16 protein-coding genes are annotated in these 16,826 nt (G+C 65.3%); 15 read left to right on the top strand and 1 reads right to left on the bottom strand.

Annotated features, from left to right (window positions below; translation table 11 throughout):
* The first annotated feature begins 21 nt into the window (after window positions 1-21).
* From bchF to BMX04_RS09625, 15 genes are all read left to right on the top strand, one after another.
* Window positions 22-510 carry a 2-vinyl bacteriochlorophyllide hydratase gene (gene bchF / locus BMX04_RS09695; protein ID WP_074786049.1) on the top strand — a complete coding sequence of 163 codons (489 nt, stop codon included), beginning with the start codon at window positions 22-24 and terminating at the stop codon, window positions 508-510.
* A complete protein-coding gene (locus BMX04_RS09690) occupies window positions 507-1,793 on the top strand; it encodes a ferredoxin:protochlorophyllide reductase (ATP-dependent) subunit N (protein WP_074786048.1) in 1,287 nt (428 codons plus the stop codon). The genes bchF and BMX04_RS09690 overlap by 4 nt, the downstream gene beginning before the upstream one ends.
* A complete protein-coding gene (gene bchB / locus BMX04_RS09685) occupies window positions 1,790-3,319 on the top strand; it encodes a ferredoxin:protochlorophyllide reductase (ATP-dependent) subunit B (protein WP_074786047.1) in 1,530 nt (509 codons plus the stop codon). Before BMX04_RS09690 ends, bchB begins: the two co-directional genes overlap by 4 nt.
* Entirely contained in the window at window positions 3,309-6,878 is a 3,570-nt protein-coding gene (locus tag BMX04_RS09680; RefSeq protein WP_074786046.1) for a magnesium chelatase subunit H, read from the top strand. Before bchB ends, BMX04_RS09680 begins: the two co-directional genes overlap by 11 nt.
* Window positions 6,879-6,984: 106 nt before the next feature.
* Window positions 6,985-7,881, top strand: a complete 897-nt coding sequence (gene bchL, locus BMX04_RS09675; protein ID WP_074786045.1) for a ferredoxin:protochlorophyllide reductase (ATP-dependent) iron-sulfur ATP-binding protein — start codon at window positions 6,985-6,987, stop codon at window positions 7,879-7,881.
* Window positions 7,881-8,561: a magnesium protoporphyrin IX methyltransferase gene (gene bchM, locus BMX04_RS09670; protein WP_074786044.1), complete on the top strand. Its 681-nt coding sequence runs from the start codon at window positions 7,881-7,883 to the stop codon at window positions 8,559-8,561. Before bchL ends, bchM begins: the two co-directional genes overlap by 1 nt.
* Window positions 8,558-10,012 carry a PucC family protein gene (locus BMX04_RS09665; protein ID WP_074786043.1) on the top strand — a complete coding sequence of 485 codons (1,455 nt, stop codon included), beginning with the start codon at window positions 8,558-8,560 and terminating at the stop codon, window positions 10,010-10,012. The genes bchM and BMX04_RS09665 overlap by 4 nt, the downstream gene beginning before the upstream one ends.
* 27 nt (window positions 10,013-10,039) lie before the next feature.
* Window positions 10,040-10,813, top strand: coding sequence for a photosynthetic reaction center subunit H (puhA, locus tag BMX04_RS09660; RefSeq protein WP_074786042.1), 774 nt, complete (start codon window positions 10,040-10,042; stop codon window positions 10,811-10,813).
* 11 nt (window positions 10,814-10,824) lie between these two features.
* Window positions 10,825-11,457 (top strand): photosynthetic complex putative assembly protein PuhB, encoded by a 633-nt coding sequence (gene puhB / locus BMX04_RS09655; RefSeq protein ID WP_074786041.1) that lies wholly within the window; start codon window positions 10,825-10,827, stop codon window positions 11,455-11,457.
* Between the two features lie 17 nt (window positions 11,458-11,474).
* Entirely contained in the window at window positions 11,475-11,942 is a 468-nt protein-coding gene (puhC, locus tag BMX04_RS09650) for a photosynthetic complex assembly protein PuhC (protein WP_074786040.1), read from the top strand.
* 15 nt (window positions 11,943-11,957) lie between these two features.
* Window positions 11,958-12,254 (top strand): hypothetical protein, encoded by a 297-nt coding sequence (locus tag BMX04_RS09645; protein WP_050661194.1) that lies wholly within the window; start codon window positions 11,958-11,960, stop codon window positions 12,252-12,254.
* Window positions 12,251-13,375: a magnesium-protoporphyrin IX monomethyl ester (oxidative) cyclase gene (gene acsF, locus BMX04_RS09640; RefSeq protein ID WP_074786039.1), complete on the top strand. Its 1,125-nt coding sequence runs from the start codon at window positions 12,251-12,253 to the stop codon at window positions 13,373-13,375. The genes BMX04_RS09645 and acsF overlap by 4 nt, the downstream gene beginning before the upstream one ends.
* A 95-nt stretch (window positions 13,376-13,470) precedes the next feature.
* Entirely contained in the window at window positions 13,471-14,283 is an 813-nt protein-coding gene (puhE, locus tag BMX04_RS09635) for a putative photosynthetic complex assembly protein PuhE (protein ID WP_074786038.1), read from the top strand.
* Window positions 14,273-15,487 carry a 5-aminolevulinate synthase gene (gene hemA / locus BMX04_RS09630; protein WP_074786037.1) on the top strand — a complete coding sequence of 405 codons (1,215 nt, stop codon included), beginning with the start codon at window positions 14,273-14,275 and terminating at the stop codon, window positions 15,485-15,487. The genes puhE and hemA overlap by 11 nt, the downstream gene beginning before the upstream one ends.
* A gap of 371 nt (window positions 15,488-15,858) precedes the next feature.
* Window positions 15,859-16,239 (top strand): carboxymuconolactone decarboxylase family protein, encoded by a 381-nt coding sequence (locus BMX04_RS09625; RefSeq protein WP_050661197.1) that lies wholly within the window; start codon window positions 15,859-15,861, stop codon window positions 16,237-16,239.
* 147 nt (window positions 16,240-16,386) lie between these two features.
* Here the strand turns inward: BMX04_RS09625 and BMX04_RS09620 are convergent, their stop codons facing one another.
* Window positions 16,387-16,812 (bottom strand): GlcG/HbpS family heme-binding protein, encoded by a 426-nt coding sequence (locus BMX04_RS09620; protein WP_074786036.1) that lies wholly within the window; start codon window positions 16,810-16,812, stop codon window positions 16,387-16,389.
* Between the last annotated feature and the right edge of the window lie 14 nt (window positions 16,813-16,826).

The raw sequence follows: 16,826 nt of genomic DNA, 5'->3' as shown, positions 1-16,826 counted from the left end.
ACTTGCCTGTGAGGGGGACAAATGGCGCAGCAAGCGCAGACCACCAACGCTTCAGGCGCGCTCTACACAGAGGAACAGCGCGCGCGTCGTGACGCGAGTGTCTGGACACTGGTCCAGGGGATTCTTGCGCCGCTGCAATTCCTGGTGTTTCTCGTGTCGCTTGTGCTGGTTATCCGCTACCTGCTGACGGGAACCGGCTACGAGGCCGCGACATTGTCGATCCTCGCCAAGACCGGCTTGCTCTTGCTCATCATGGTGACCGGCGCGATCTGGGAAAAGGTGGTGTTCGGGCAATACCTCTTCGCCCCCGCCTTTTTCTGGGAGGACGTGTTCAGCTTCGCGGTAATCGCGTTGCACACCGCCTATGTCTGGGCGCTCTACACAGGCGCGCTCCCGCCCGTGGAACTGATGGCCCTCGCGCTCGCCGCCTATACCGCCTACGTCATCAATGCCGGTCAGTTCCTGCTCAAGCTGCGCGCCGCCCGGCGGCAGATGGAGGGCGCCGTATGACCCGCCATGACGCCCCCCCGCCGACCCGCGGCTGCCGCGACGCACCGGTCCTCAAACAGCGCGGACAACACGAGGTGTTCTGCGGTCTCACCGGCATCATCTGGCTTCACCGCAAAATGCAGGATGCCTTCTTTTTAGTCGTCGGATCGCGCACCTGCGCACATTTGCTGCAATCTGCGGCTGGCGTGATGATCTTCGCCGAGCCCCGATTCGGCACCGCGATCCTCGAAGAGACCGATCTCGCGGGCCTCAAGGACGCGCAGGAAGAACTCGAACGCGAGGTCGAGCGCCTGCTCGCCCGCCGCCCCGATATCCGTCAGCTTTTCCTCGTCGGCTCCTGCCCCTCCGAGGTGATCAAGCTCGATCTGGCGCGCGCCGCCGAACGGCTGACCCTGCGCCACGCGCCCAAGGTGCGGGTGCTCAACTATTCCGGCTCAGGGATTGAGACGACCTTTACCGAGGGCGAGGATGCCTGCCTCGCCTCGATGGTCCCCGCTCTTCCCAAGACCGACGAACGCCAGCTGATGCTGGTCGGCGCGCTGCCCGACGTTGTCGAGGATCAGGCGCTTGACCTTCTGGCGCAGATGGGGATCGACAAGGTGTCTGTCCTGCCTGCGCGCCATGCAGATGACCCGGTTGCTGTGGGCCCGAACACCGTGTTCGCCCTCACCCAGCCGTTCCTGGGGGGCACCCATGCCGCCCTTGAACGGCGCGGGGCGCGTCATGTTCCTGCACCGCTACCCTTTGGCGAGGAGGGCACGACCGCTTGGTTAGCCGCTCTCGCGCAGGAATTCGGTGTCGAACGGGCGCGTTTTGATGCCGTCACTGACGCGCCCCGTGCCCGCGCCCGCCGTGCGGTCAAGCAAGCCGCCGAAACGCTCGCTGGCAAGACCGTCTTCTTCTTCCCCGACAGCCAGCTTGAGATCCCTCTGGCGCGCTTTCTCACCCGCGAATGCGGCATGCAGGCGCTGGAGGTCGGCACTCCCTACCTGCACAAGGCCATTCTCGGCCCCGATCTCGATCTTCTGGCCGAGGGCCCGCAGATCGCCGAAGGTCAGGACGTGGATCTGCAACTCGAACGCTGCCGCGCCGCGCGCCCCGATCTCACGGTCTGTGGCCTCGGCCTCGCCAACCCGCTCGAAGCCGAGGGCCTGACCACCAAATGGGCCATCGAACTGGTGTTCACCCCGGTGCATTTCTACGAACAGGCGGGCGATCTCGCCGGGCTCTTCTCACGCCCCCTGCGCCGCCGCGCGGCCCTGCATCTGGAGGCGGCGGAATGAAGCTGACGCTCTGGACATATGAAGGCCCGCCCCATGTCGGCGCGATGCGCGTCGCCACCGCGATGACCGGCTTGCATTACGTGCTCCACGCCCCGCAGGGCGACACCTATGCCGATCTGCTCTTCACCATGATCGAGCGCCGCAACCACCGCCCGCCGGTGACCTACACCACCTTTCAGGCGCGCGATCTCGGTTCCGACACCGCCAACCTCTTCAAGACCGCCTGCCAGAACGCCTACGAGCGGTTCAAGCCCGAGGCGATGATCGTCGGTGCCTCCTGCACCGCCGAACTCATTCAGGACGATCCCGGCGGCATGGCCGAAACGATGGGCCTGCCCGTCCCGGTGATCGCGCTCGAACTGCCAAGCTATCAGCGCAAGGAAAATTTCGGCGCGGATGAGACCTTCTTTCAGATCACCCGTGCGCTGGCAAAACCGGTCGAGAAGACCGCCCATGTCAGCTGCAACCTGATCGGGCCGACGGCCTTGGGCTTCCGCCACCGCGACGACATCACCGAACTGACCGGCATGCTCGCCGATATGGGCATCGCGGTGAATGTCTGCGCCCCCTACGGTGCCTCGCCCTCCGACATCGCCCGGCTCGGGGCCGCACATTTCAACGTGCTGATGTATCCCGAAACCGGCGAGGCCGCCTGCCGCTGGATGGAGCGCGAGCTTGAACTGCCGTTCACCAAGACCGTCCCCATAGGCGTCGGCGCCACCCGCGATTTCATGGCCGAGGTGGCCTCCCTCACCGGCCTCACGCCGCAGATCGACGAGAGCCGCCTGCGCCTGCCTTGGTATTCGGCTAGCGTCGACAGCACGTACCTGACCGGCAAGCGCGTCTTCCTCTTCGGCGACGGCACCCATGTCGCGGCTGCCGCCCGCATCGCCCGCGACGAGATGGGGTTCGAGGTCGTGGGCATGGGCTGCTACAACCGCGAAATGGCCCGCCCCATCCGCAAGCTGGCCAAGGAGTACGGCGTCGAGGCGCTGATCACCGACGACTACCTAGAGGTCGAGGCCGCCATCGAGGCGCTCGCCCCCGAAATGATCCTCGGCACCCAGATGGAGCGGATGATCGGCAAGCGTCTCAACATCCCCTGCGCCGTGATCTCCGCCCCCGTCCATGTCCAGGACTACCCCGCCCGCTACTCCCCGCAGATGGGGATCGAGGGCGCGAATGTGATTTTCGACACCTGGGTACATCCGCTGGTCATGGGGCTGGAAGAGCACCTGCTGCACATGTTCCGCGACGATTTCGAATTCAACGACGCCGCCGGGGCCAGCCATCACGGCGGCCACCACAGCACGCCCGCATCAGAGACGAAGCAGCCGGAAACGGCGGACGCGGCGACGACAGGCACCGTCATCTGGCTCGACGAGGCCGAGCGCGAATTGAAGAAGATCCCCTTCTTCGTGCGCGGCAAGGCGCGGCGCAACACCGAAACCTTCGCCGCCAATCAAGGCGTCCACGAAATCGGCATCGACACGCTATACGAGGCAAAGGCGCATTATGCACGTTGATCGCGACATGACGGCGCCCAAGCCCTACCGCGTGGTGATCCTCACGCTCGATGCCCATGCGGCAGGCCCCTGCGCGCGTGTCGCCGAACGGCTGGCGGGCGACTTCCCGGGGCTCGAACTCAGCGTCCACGCCGCCGCCGAATGGGGCGAATGCCCCGAGGCTCTGGCCGAGGCGAGGACAGCGATTGCCCAAGGCGATATCGTGATCGCCAACCTCCTGTTCCTCGAAGAGCATATCAACGCCATCCTGCCCGACCTCAAGGCCCGCCGCGCCGATTGCGACGCGATGGCGGGCGTCATCGCCGATGCGCAGATCGTGAAACTCACCCGCATGGGCACGCTCGACATGGGCGCGCCCGCCTCGGGCGCGATGAAGCTGCTCAAGAAACTGCGCGGCTCCGGCAAACCCTCGACCGAATCCGGCGCCAAGAAGATGCGCATGCTGCGCCGCCTGCCCAAGATCCTGCGCCTCATCCCTGGCAAGAGCCAGGACCTGCGCGCATGGTTCCTGATCATGCAATACTGGCTGGGTGGCTCGGACGACAATATCGAGGCGATGGTGCGGTTCCTTCTGTCGCGCTACTGCCGTCGCGCCGATTGGCGCGGTGTCACCGCCCCCGCGCCGATCGAATATCCCGATACCGGCCTCTATCACCCCGACCTGCCCGAGCGCATCACCACCGACCCCGCCGCCCTGCCCGCCCCAACGGCGGCCAAGGGCACCGTGGGCCTCCTGATGATGCGCAGCTACGTGCTGGCGGGCGATACCGCGCATTACGACACCGTCATCCGCACGCTCGAGGCGCGCGGCCTGCGCGTCTTGCCCGCCTTTGCCGGCGGTCTCGACGGACGCCCGGCAATCGAGGCGTTCTTCACCGATGAGACCGGTCCGAAGATCGACACGCTCTTGTCGCTGACCGGCTTCAGCCTCGTCGGCGGTCCCGCCTATAATGACAACGCCGCCGCGCTCAAGACGCTTGGCGCGCTCGACCTGCCCTATATCGCGGCCCATCCGCTGGAGTTTCAGACGCTCGATCAATGGGCGGGCTCCAAGCAGGGCCTTGGCCCGATCGAGACCACCATGCTCATCGCCCTGCCCGAGCTTGACGGCGCGACCAACCCCACGGTCTTTGCCGGTCGCCATGGCGCACAGGGCTGCCGGGGCTGCGCGCGCAACTGCGCGGCACAGTCCACGGTCAAGGAAATGGCCCCCTGCCCCGAGCGCATCGAGGTGCTGGCAGCCCGCGTCGAAAAGCAGGTCGCACTCCGGCGCTCGCGCGTGGCCGAGCGTCGTGTGGGCATTGTCCTTTTCGGCTTTCCGCCCAATGCGGGCGCGGCGGGCACGGCGGCCTATCTCGACGTCTTCCAATCGCTGCACAACACCCTGCACGCCATGGCCGCCCGCGGCTATGACCTCACCCCGCCGGAAACGGTCGAGGATCTGCGCGCCGAGGTGCTGGGTGGCAATGCCGCGCAATATGGCCAAGAGGCCAATATCGCCGCCCATGTCGGCGCCGACGAGATCGTACGCGGCACGCCCTGGCTGAACGAGATCGAGGCGCAATGGGGTGCGGCCCCCGGCAAGGTGCAATCCGACGGGCGCGGCGTCTATATCCTGGGCCGCCAATTCGGCAATGTCTTCGTCGGGCTGCAACCGGCGTTTGGCTATGAGGGCGACCCGATGCGCCTTCTCTTCGAGGGCGGCTTTGCCCCGACCCATGCTTTCACACAGTTCTATCTCTGGCTGAAAAACGCGTTCCGCGCCGATGCCCTCCTGCATTTCGGCATGCATGGCGCGCTCGAATTCATGCCCGGCAAACAGGCAGGGCCCGGCAATGCCTGCTGGCCCGACCGGCTGATCGGCGACATGCCGAATATCTATCTCTATGCCGCCAACAACCCCTCTGAGGCGACCTTGGCGAAGCGGCGCACAGGCGCGGTGACGGTCACGCATCTCACCCCGCCGCTGGCGGTGGCCGGGCTCTACAAGGGGCTGACGGAACTGAAAGACAGCCTGACCCGCTGGCGCGAAATGGCGGATGATGCCCCCGAGCGCACAGAGCTTGAGGCGCTGATCGCCGAACAGGCGGCGGCGGTCGATCTCGACGGCAGCGATATCGCGGGGCTCTGGCTGCGCCTGCTGGAGACCGAAGCGGCGCTGATCCCCGAAGGCCTGCACGTTCTGGGCCGCCCGATGACGGCCACGGCCCGCGCCGACTATCTCGACCTGATGGCCGATGCCGATGACGCGACCCGCGCTCAGGCCGACGCGCATCTGCAACAAGACACCGAGATCCCCGCGCTCCTCAACGCGCTCGAGGGACGCTTTACCGCACCGGTGCATGGCGGCGACCTGATCCGCTCGCCCGACATCCTGCCCACCGGGCGCAATATCCATGCGTTCGATCCGTTCCGCATGCCCTCGGAATTCGCCTGCCGGGAGGGCGCGAAACAGGCGCAGCTCCTGCTCGACACTCATCACAGCCTGCCGCGCAGCGTGGCACTGGTGCTCTGGGGCTCGGACAATATCAAATCCGACGGCGCGCCACTGGCACAGGCGCTCGCCCTGATCGGCGCGACGCCACGGTTCGACGCCTTCGGGCGGCTCTGCGGCGCGGATCTCATCCCGCTGGAAACCCTGGGCCGCCCCCGCATCGACGTGGTGATGACCCTCTCGGGCATCTTCCGCGACCTGCTGCCCCTGCAAACCCGGCTTCTGGCCGAGGCGGCACTCAAGGCCGCTTCAGCCGACGAGCCGGTCGAGATGAACTTCATCCGCGCCCATGCGCTGGCCCATATCGAGCGCACCGGCTGCGACATGGACGAGGCCGCGCTGCGCGTCTTTTCCAATGCCGAAGGCGCCTACGGCTCCAACGTCAACCAGATGGTCGACAGTTCCGCCTTCGGCGAAGAGGACGAACTGGCAGACGCCTACGAGGCGCGCAAGAGCTTTGCTTACGGCGTCAACGGCAAGGCGCAGCAGCAAAGCGCGCTTTTGCAGGAAACGCTGCGCACCGTCGATCTCGCCTATCAGAACCTCGAATCGATCGAACTCGGCGTCACCACGGTCGATCACTATTTCGACACGCTCGGCGGCATCGCCCGCGCGGTGAAACGCGCCCGCGGCGGGCAAGAGGCGGCGCTCTATATCTCCGACACCACGCGCGGCGCGGGCAAGGTGCGGACGCTGGCCGATCAGGTGGCGCTCGAAACCCGCTCGCGCTCGCTCAACCCGAAATTCCACGAGGCCCTCTTGGGGCACGGTGCCGAGGGCGTGCGCCAGATCGAGGCGCATGTGACCAATACGATGGGCTGGTCCGCCACCACCGGACAGGTGGAACCGTGGGTCTATCAGCGCCTGTCAGAGACCTTCGTGCTCGACGAGGCGATGCGCGAGCGGATGAGCGCGCTCAACCCCGCCGCCTCCTCGCGGATGGCGAACCGGCTGATCGAGGCGCATGAGCGCGCCTATTGGACCCCGGATGCGGCCACGCTCGACGCCCTGCGCGCCGCCGCCGACGCAATCGAGGACCGGATGGAAGGGGTGGCCGCAGAATGACTTACCGGAGCGCATATGGCGAACATCCGGGGCGCTGCCCCGGACCCCGGAGTATTTCGACCAAGAAGAACCACGCAAACACGGCGCAAGCCGATTGGAGGACTATATGAGCCCGCGCGACGATATCCCGAACCTTCGGGGACAGGACGGCGAGGGATCGGTGCAGGTGCATCAGGATGCCTCGATGAAAATCGAGGGCGCCAAGGTGTTTTCGGTCTATGGCAAGGGCGGGATCGGCAAATCGACCACCTCGTCGAACCTCTCGGCGGCGTTTGCCGCCATGGGCAAGCGGGTATTGCAGATCGGCTGCGACCCCAAGCATGACAGCACTTTCACCCTGACAGGGCAACTGCAGCCCACGGTGATCGACATTCTCAAGGATGTCGATTTCCACTCCGAAGAACTGCGCCCCGAGGATTTCGTGACCGAAGGCTGGGGCGGCGTGCAATGCGTCGAGGCCGGTGGCCCGCCCGCCGGAACCGGCTGCGGCGGCTACGTTGTCGGCCAGACGGTGAAGCTCTTGAAACAGCACCACATGCTCGACGATGCCGATGTGGTGATCTTCGATGTGCTGGGCGACGTGGTCTGCGGCGGCTTTGCTGCGCCCTTGCAGCATGCCGACCGGGCGCTCATCGTCACCGCCAATGATTTCGACAGCATCTACGCGATGAACCGGATTATCGCCGCCGTGCAGGCGAAATCCGCCAATTACAAGGTGCGGCTTGCGGGCTGCGTGGCGAACCGCTCCAAGGACACCGACGAGGTCGACCGCTACTGCGATGTCGTGGGCTTCAACCGCATCGCGCATATGCCCGACATCGACGCCATCCGCCGCTCGCGCCTCAAGAAGAAGACGCTGTTCGAGATGGACACCGACGAGGAGGTGCAGATGGTCCGTGATATCTACACCGGGCTTGCACAGCACCTCTGGAACGGCACCGATCCGCTGGCCCCCTCGCCGATGGAAGACCGCGATATCTTTGAGCTTCTGGGGTTCGATTGATGTCCTATGATCAGACACTCGCGCGGGTCGAGACCTATTTCGACCGCACCGCCACCCGGGCCTGGGAGGCGCTGACCAGCGATGCGCCGGTGTCGAAGATCCGCCAGACGGTGCGCGAGGGGCGCGATACCATGCGCGCGCAGATGCTGGCGCGGCTGCCCGACGATCTGCGCGGCGCGCGCATCCTCGATGCGGGCTGCGGGGCTGGGCAGATGACGGCGGAACTGGCGGCACGCGGGGCTGATGTTGTGGCGGTGGACATCTCCCCCGCACTTGTCGAAATCGCACAAAAACGGCTTGATACCCGCCTTAAAAGACATGTTTCCTTTCACTCTGGCGATATGCTGGCCAAAAACCTCGGACGCTTCGATCATGTCCTCGCGATGGACAGCCTGATCTACTACACCGCCCCCGATCTGGCGCGCGCGCTTACCGAATTGGCAGCGCGCACCAGCGGCGGGATCATCTTTACCGTCGCCCCGCGCACGCCGCTGCTGATGGCGATGTGGCGGGTGGGCAAGCTCTTTCCGCGCGCTGACCGCTCCCCGGTGATGGTGCCGCATTCGGCGGCCCGGCTGGCACAGGGCCTGCGCGCGGCGGGCAGCAACGCCCGCCTCACCCCGCTCGACCGGATCGCGCGCGGCTTCTACATCTCACAGGCGATGGAGGTGCGGGGATGATCGGGCAGGCCTGGAAACGCACGAATGCACAGTTGATGGCGGTCACCACGCGCTGGCTGCCGTTTGCCGATGCGGCAAGCGAGGGCCTGCCGCTCAGCCAACTCCTGCGTCTGTCGCTCTTTCAGGTCTCGGTCGGCATGGCGACGGTGCTGCTTCTGGGCACGCTCAACCGCGTGATGATCGTGGAACTGTCGGTGCCTGCCGTGATCGTCGCGGTGATGATCGCCCTGCCCGTCCTGATCGCCCCGTTCCGCGCGCTTCTGGGGTTCCGGTCCGACACCTACCGCTCCGCCCTCGGGTGGAAGCGCATCCCCTATCTCTGGTTCGGCTCCCTCTGGCAGATGGGTGGCCTTGCGGTCATGCCCTTCGCCCTTCTGGTGCTGAGCGGACAGCAACAGGTCGGCCCGACATGGGCGGGCGAGGTGCTGGCCGCTATCGCCTTCCTGATGACCGGCCTTGGCCTCCACATGACGCAGACCGCCGGTCTGGCGCTCGCCTCTGATCGGGCCACCGATGAAACACGGCCCCGTGTCGTGGCCCTCCTCTACGTGATGTTCCTTCTGGGCATGGCGCTCTCGGCCATCGTGATCGGCTGGCTCCTGCGCGATTTCGCCCCCTTCACGCTGGTGCGCGTGGTGCAGGGCGCGGCCTCGGTCGGCATCATCCTCAACCTGATCGCGCTCTGGAAGCAGGAAAAGCTCAGCCCCATGACCCGCGCCGAACGCGAGGCCCCGCGCCCGCAATTCCGCGATGCCTGGCGCGATCTGATGAAGGGTGGCACGGCGGGGCGGCTGCTGGCGGTGGTTTTCCTCGGCACCATGGCCTTCAACATGCAGGACGTGCTGCTCGAGCCCTACGGCGGCGAGGTGCTGGGCCTCTCGGTCTCGGCCACCACGGTGCTGACCGCGATCTGGGCCGCAGGCGCGCTTGCGGGCTTCGCCCTAGCCGGGCGCGCGCTGCTCAAGGGCGCGAATACCTACCGCATGGCGGGCACCGGTCTGCTGGTGGGCATCGTGGCCTTTGCCACGGTGATCTTTGCCGCCCCCATGCAATCGCCGGTGCTGTTCTTCGCCGGGGCCGGGCTCATCGGCTTCGGCGGCGGGCTCTTCGCGGTCTCGACCCTCACGGCGGCCATGTCTCTGGCCAAGGAAGGCGGCAGCGGCCATGGCCTCGCCCTCGGCGCATGGGGCGCGGCACAGGCCACGGCGGCGGGGCTGTCGATCGCCATCGGCGGCGGTGTGCGCGACGTGGTCAATCACGTAGCCCTCTCGGGCGCCTGGGGCGAGGCGCTGGCGACCAATGCCACCGGCTATTCGCTCGTCTATCACGCGGAAATCGCGCTTCTCTTTCTCACCCTCGTCGTGCTGGGGCCGCTCGTGCGGCTCACCCCGCGCGGCAGCATATCGCAATCGGAGGGCGGCCGCATCGGGCTGGCCGAGTTCCCCTCATGACCAATGTTCGCTCGAAAGGAGTCTGACATGACCGAGCCATTCTTTGGAAATTTCGACCTCGCGAGCCTCTCGCTCTGGCTGTTCTACGGCTTCTTCGCCGTGCTGATCTTCTACATTCAGCGCGAGAACATGCGCGAGGGCTACCCGCTCGAGGATGACGACGGCAACCCGTCGGCCAATCAGGGGCTGTTCCCGGTGCCAAGCGACAAGACCTTCAAACTGCCGCACGGCCGCGGCGAGGTGACCGTGCCCTCGGGCCAGAACCCTGAGCGCACCGATGTCGCGCTTGAGAAAACCGCCCATGGCAACGGCTTTCCCTTCGTGCCGACCGGCGATCCGATGGCCGATGGCGTCGGCCCCGCCTCCTGGGCCCCGCGCCGCGACATCCCCGAACTGGACGGCCACGGCCACCCCAAGATCGTGCCGATGTCGGCGACCGAGCATTTCGTGGTGGCCGCAGGCCGTGACCCGCGCGGGCTCGAGGTACAGGGCGGCGATCACGAGGTCGTGGGCACCGTCAGCGACATGTGGATCGACGAACCCGAGCAGCTGGTGCGCTATCTCGAGATCGAATTGCAGGCCCCCTGGGGCGAGGGCAAGCGGCTGGTGCCGATGACCTTCGTGCGCATCCGCTCCGACCGGGTGCAGATCCGCTCGATCTTCGGCAAGCATTTCGCGGGCGTGCCGGTGCATGCCTCACCGCGTCAGGTGACCTTGCTCGAAGAAGACAAGATCGCGGGCTATTACGGCGGCGGCACGCTTTACGCCTCCGAGGCGCGGCTCGAGCCGCAACTGGGATAAGGACCAAGACCATGAGCCATGACGACTTTGCCGTTGAACCCGTCCCCGGCCTGCCCGAGAGACCGCCCGAGGGCGAACACATCCTGTGGCAGGGCAAACCCGATTGGTGGCGGCTCAGCGTCGAGTCGCTGAGCCTCAATTGGGTCGCGGGCTATTTCGTCTTCCTCGCGGCCTGGCGCTTTGTCACGCTGGTCGATCAGATGACGCTGATGGCGGCCTTCGCCGCCTCCGCGCCCCTGCTGATCATGGGGGCCGTGGTCTGCGCGATCCTGATGGTCGTGGGCTACGTTCAGGCTCGCGCCACCCTATACACGATCACCAATCGCCGCGTGGCGATGCGGATCGGGGCGGCGCTCACGGTGACGCTGAACCTGCCCTACACCCAGATCGGACGCGCCGATTTCAAACCCGGCAAGCACGGCACCGGCACCATCACCTTTGATCTGATGGGCGACACGCGCCTGTCGTATCTGGTGTGCTGGCCACATGTGCGCCCCTGGGTGATGCGCCGCACGCAGCCTGCGCTGCGCTGCATCCCCGAGGCCGAAAAGATCGCAGCACTGATCGCCGAGACCGCCGAGACGCGGATCGCGACACCGCGCGTCGAACGCGCCGCATCACAGCCCGCGATGGCGGCGGAATAAGCAAGGAGCCCCAGACGATGACTGACGCAAGCGCCCCGAGATACAAGACCCCGCAGGACCGCGACCTTGTCCCCCGGATGATGGTCCGCGCGATGCTGGTGCTGGTACTGTCTGTTCTGGCCATCGTCAGCTACGCGCGCTTCACCGACGCGCCGCTCGTCTCCACCCCGCCCGAAAGCCCGGTGGTGCTGAAACGGCAGATGTTCCTCTCGGGCGACATGGGCGGACGCGCCACCGTGCTCGACGCCAATGGCAGCGTCATCGCGAAACTCTCGCCCGAAGAAGGCGGCTTCATCGCCGGCGTCGAACGGGTGATCAACCGCGAACGCATCAAACACGACGTGGCCCGCACCGGGCCCGTCACCTTGAGGCAGCACGAAAACGGCCGCCTCTCGATCCACGACCCCAGCACAGGCTGGCGCGCTGACCTCATGGGGTTCGGCGCGGATAACGCCGCAGCCTTCGCAAAGCTGCTGGCAAACTGAGAAAGGAGGCCAATAATGGGATGGCTTACCAAGGAAATCGAACACGCGCCCTGTACGGTTGAAATCAGTCACAAGTTTGAATCGCTCCACGCGCATGTGCGCTTCAACAACGGTGCCACGGTCTATCCGGGCGACGAGGTGAAGGTGCACGGCCCCGAGATCATGGCGCCCTTCGGCGAGATCGTGATCGAGGATCGCGACGCCACCATCGTGCGCGCCAGCGGGCTCGAGCGCCTCTGGACCCGGATGACCGGTGATTTCGAGGTGATGGAGCTTTGCGAATTCTCGTTCTCCGAGGAGGTGACGCTATGAATGCCCTCGTGAAACATTCCGCCGACGCCACCACCGTCGAAGAAGGTCTCGCCATCCAGGAAGAGCAGGCCAAGTTCGACAGCAAATCCGCGACCGAGGTGGCGATGCAGAACACCCTGCTGACGCCGCGCTTTTACACCACCGATTTCGACGAGCTCGACGCGATTGACGTCTCTTCCGTCCGCGAAGATTGGGACAAGCTCATCGACCAGATGGAAAGCGATCCCAACAAGGGCCATTTCAAGAAGAACGAAGACTGGGACCATGTCGATTGGGAGAACATGGAGCCGGGGCTCAAGAAGGAATTCATCGACTTCCTGATCTCAAGCTGCACCGCCGAGTTCTCGGGCTGCGTCCTCTACAAGGAAATGAAGCGGCGCGGCAACAACAAGGACATCACGCAGCTGTTCCAACTCATGGCGCGTGATGAGGCCCGCCATGCGGGCTTTATCAACGACGCCCTGCGCGAGGCAGGCGTGGCGGTCAACCTGGGCTTCCTGACCCAGAAGAAAAAATACACCTATTTCCGGCCCAAGTTCATCTACTACGCCACCTATCTCAGCGAAAAGATCGGCTATGCCCGCTACATCACGATCTTCCGCCATCTGGAACAGCACCCCGAAAACCGCTTTCACCCGATTTTCAAGTGGTTCCACGAGTGGTGCAATGACGAGTTCAGCCATGGCGAGGCCTTTGCCCTCCTGATGAAGACCGACCCCAAGCTGACCTCCGGCAAGAACGTGCTCTGGATCAAGTTCTTCCTGACCGCCGTTTACGCCACGATGTATGTGCGCGATCACCAGCGGCCCAAATTCCACGAGGCCCTGGGCGTCGAGCCTGACTGGTATGCGAACGAGGTCTTCACCAAGACGTCTGAGCTGACCAAGCAGATCTTCCCGATCACGCTCGATATCGACAACCCGCGCTGGCAGGCGGGGCTGGTGCGGCTGCAAAAGGCCAATGCCGATCTGGCCCGCGCCAAGGCGGAAAAAGGCGTCGGCGCATGGTTGCGCAGCGTCGGCGCGCAGACACGCGCGGCGGCGGCCTTTGTCGGGCTCTACACCATCCCGGCCAAGAAACACGCGGTGCCCGCCAGCACCCGGCTTGAACCGGCGTACTAAACACGTGGGGGGCCAGCCCCCCACGCCACAGCCCCAAGTGGGGGGCCAGCCCCCCACACCCCCTGGAATATTTCCGGCAAGATGAAGGAATAGACGTGCATAGCCCCTGGATCGCAGCCCTGATGGCGCTTTTTCTCTGGTGGTTCGCCACCGGGGCGATCCTGATTGTCGTGCGCCTCTGCGAACGGCGCGGCGATGCGGCGGGCCGCCGCGCGGTGCTTCTGGCGCTGCCGGTTCTGGGCGCAGGCATCTGGGGATACGAGGCGACACTGGGCCTGACCGGCGTGGGCGCCACCTATGGCGCGTTCCTCTCGGCACTGGCGATCTGGGGCTGGATCGAGCTCAGCTTTCTGACCGGCGCGATCACCGGGCCGAACCGCCGCCCCTGCCCCGCGCATCTGCCGGAATGGGAGCGGTTCCTGCGCGCCTGGGGCACCGTCGCCTATCACGAGATGCTGCTCACCGGCGTGCTGATCCTTGTCTGGGTCTTCGGCCATGAGGCCGCCAACAGTGTCGGGCTCTGGACCTTCACCGTGCTCTATTTCGCCCGCGTCACCGCCAAGCTGAACCTCTATTTCGGCGTGCCGCGCATCAATACCGAGTTCATCCCCCGCGCCCTTTCGCATCTGGGCAGCCATTTCCGCATCGCGCCGGTGGGCTGGTTCTTCCCCTGCTCAGTCACCGCGCTCAGCCTCGCCGTGGCCTGCTGGCTGGAGCGGCTCTATTCCGCAGGCCAGCCCGGCGAAGTGGTGGGCTTTGCACTCCTGTCGGCGATCACCGCGCTGGCGCTTCTCGAACATTGGCTGATGGTGCTACCGGTGCCTGACGCGAAACTCTGGCGCTGGATGCTTCCCGCGCCCAAACACGCAACAAAAAAGACAAGACCGGAGGGACATCATGGATTTTGACGCCATGTTCGACGCGCAACTGGACACCCTGCGCGAAGAGGGAAATTACCGCGTTTTCGCCGAGCTGGAGCGGCGCTGCGGCGAGTTTCCGAAAGCGAAAAGCCATGATGCCGACGCCCCCGACGAGGTGACGGTCTGGTGCTCCAACGACTATCTCGGCATGGGCCAGCACCCGGTCGTGCGGCAGGCGATGAAGGACACTATCGACCAATGCGGCACAGGTGCTGGCGGCACCCGCAACATCTCGGGCACCAATCACCACCACCTGCTGCTCGAGCGCGAACTGGCTGACCTGCATGGCAAAGAGGACGCGCTGCTCTTCACCTCCGGCTACGTGTCGAACTGGGCGGCCCTCTCGACGCTTGGCAGCCGGTTGCCCGATGCCGTGATCCTGTCGGATGAATTGAACCATGCCAGCATGATCGAAGGCATTCGCCACAGCCGCGCGCAAAAGGTGATCTGGAAACATAACGACCCCGAGGATCTCGACCGCAAGCTGGCCCGCCTGCCCGCCAACGCGCCCAAGATTGTCGCCTTTGAGAGCGTCTATTCGATGGATGGCGACATCTGCCCGATGGAGGAAATCGTCGAAGTCGCCGAGAAACACGGCGCGCTGACCTATCTCGACGAGGTGCATGCCGTGGGCCTCTACGGCCCGCGCGGTGGTGGCGTCTCCGAGGAACGTGGCCTCGCCCACAGGATCACCCTGATCGAGGGCACGCTCGGCAAGGCCTATGGCTGCATGGGCGGCTACGTCACCGGCTCCGCCAGCCTGTGCGATTTCATCCGCTCGTTTGCCTCGGGCTTCATCTTCACCACCGCCCTGCCCCCCGCCGTGGCCGCCGCCGCGACGGCGAGCATCGCGCATCTCAAGCAATCGGACGAGGAGCGGCAGGCACAGCGGGCGCAAGTGGCCAACCTGCGCGCCAAGCTCGACGCGCGCGGCATCCCGCATCTCGACAATGACAGCCATATCATTCCGGTGATGATCAAGGACCCGGTCAAATGCCGGATGCTCGCTGATATCCTGATGCGCGACTGGGGCATCTACGTGCAGCCGATCAACTACCCCACCGTGCCCAAGGGCACCGAGCGGCTGCGCTTCACCCCCGGCCCGCTGCATTCGGAGGCCGATATCGACCACCTCGTGACAGCGCTGACGGTGCTCTGGAAACAATGCGCGCTTGCGCATGCGGTGGCCTGAACGGAGCCTCCGACCAGCGGCGTGTCCACGGCGCCCGTTCCAGCGCAAGGGTCCCGCGTCTCAGACTGGCGCGAAAGCGGGCCACCTATCGCCTCAGGCACCGTATAGAGCAGCGGCGCAAATCCGCAGGTCCGGCACAAGCGACGTGCCGCCAAGCTCATCTGGCAGTCCCCTGACGGGTCAGACCCTGCCTGTCAGCGGCACCGACAGAATACCGACGCAATACCGACCATTTACCGACGCTCCGAAAGGGCGTTCCGCGACCGGCAAGCCTCGCTTGCAGGAATCGCTTTGGCCGTCGCCGCATCTCGCCTATCACCGTCGTCAGGCCCCGCCCTTCCCGGCGGTGGACGACAGCCAAGGAGACACAGATGAGCCTGTTCGACGAAGACCTGTTCCTCAAGGGACTGGAGCAGCGCAAGGCCACGCTCGGGGCCGAGTATGTGGAGCAAAATCTCGCCGCAGCGGATGACTTCACCCGCCCTTTTCAGCAGGCAATGACCGCATGGTGCTGGGGCTTCGGCTGGGGCGACGAGGTGATCGACGCCAAGACCCGCAGCATGATGAACCTCGCGATGATCGGCGCTCTCGGCAAGATGCAGGAATGGGAAACCCACTGCCGCGGCGCGCGCCGCAATGGCGTGACCCAGGAGGAACTGCGCGCCATCATCCACGTCATCGGCATCTATTGCGGCGTGCCGCAGGCGCTGGAATGCTTCCGCGCAGCCCGCAAGGTTCTGGACGCGGAATGAGATGCAGTATCGACGCCTTCATCAATGTCTTCAAGGAGTTATGCCTTGAAGATATGGCCAGAAGCAACCGCCGGATGCAGCAGACCCCGACCAATGCATATACCGGCGAGCCCTGCGCCCGCCGGGTCGTCAGCCCATTCTGATCGCTTAGTCCTGCGCCGCAAGGAACACGTCAATCCCCGCCTGCGCAACCTCGCGGTCCTGCGCGGGGGTGCCGGAACTGACGCCGATGCCCCCCACCACGTCGCCGTCAACCACGACCGGCAGGCCTCCACCCACCACCATCAGCCGTCCGCCGATGGCCGAAGCGATGCCATAGACCGGCTTGCCGGGCTGGCTGACCTCGCCATATTCATGCGTCGCCTTCTTGGCACCCGCTGCGGTGAACGCCTTGTCGATGGCGATGGTGATCGAAGTCACCTTGCCGCCATCCATCCGCTCAAACGCCACGAGGTTCCCGCCTTCGTCGGTGATGGCGATGCACATCGGCACACCGATCTCGGCAGCCTTGGCGCGGGCGCCGTCCAGAATGACACCCGCATCGGCCAGATCGAGCCGTTTCACTGTCATCATCGTTCAGGCCCTCC

Origin of the sequence: Roseovarius tolerans (assembly GCF_900109855.1) — a bacterium.
GTDB classification, from domain to species: Bacteria; Pseudomonadota; Alphaproteobacteria; order Rhodobacterales; family Rhodobacteraceae; genus Roseovarius; species Roseovarius tolerans.
The sequence above is the reverse complement of the archived record's forward strand: the minus strand, read 5'-3'. Positions and strand labels throughout refer to the sequence as shown.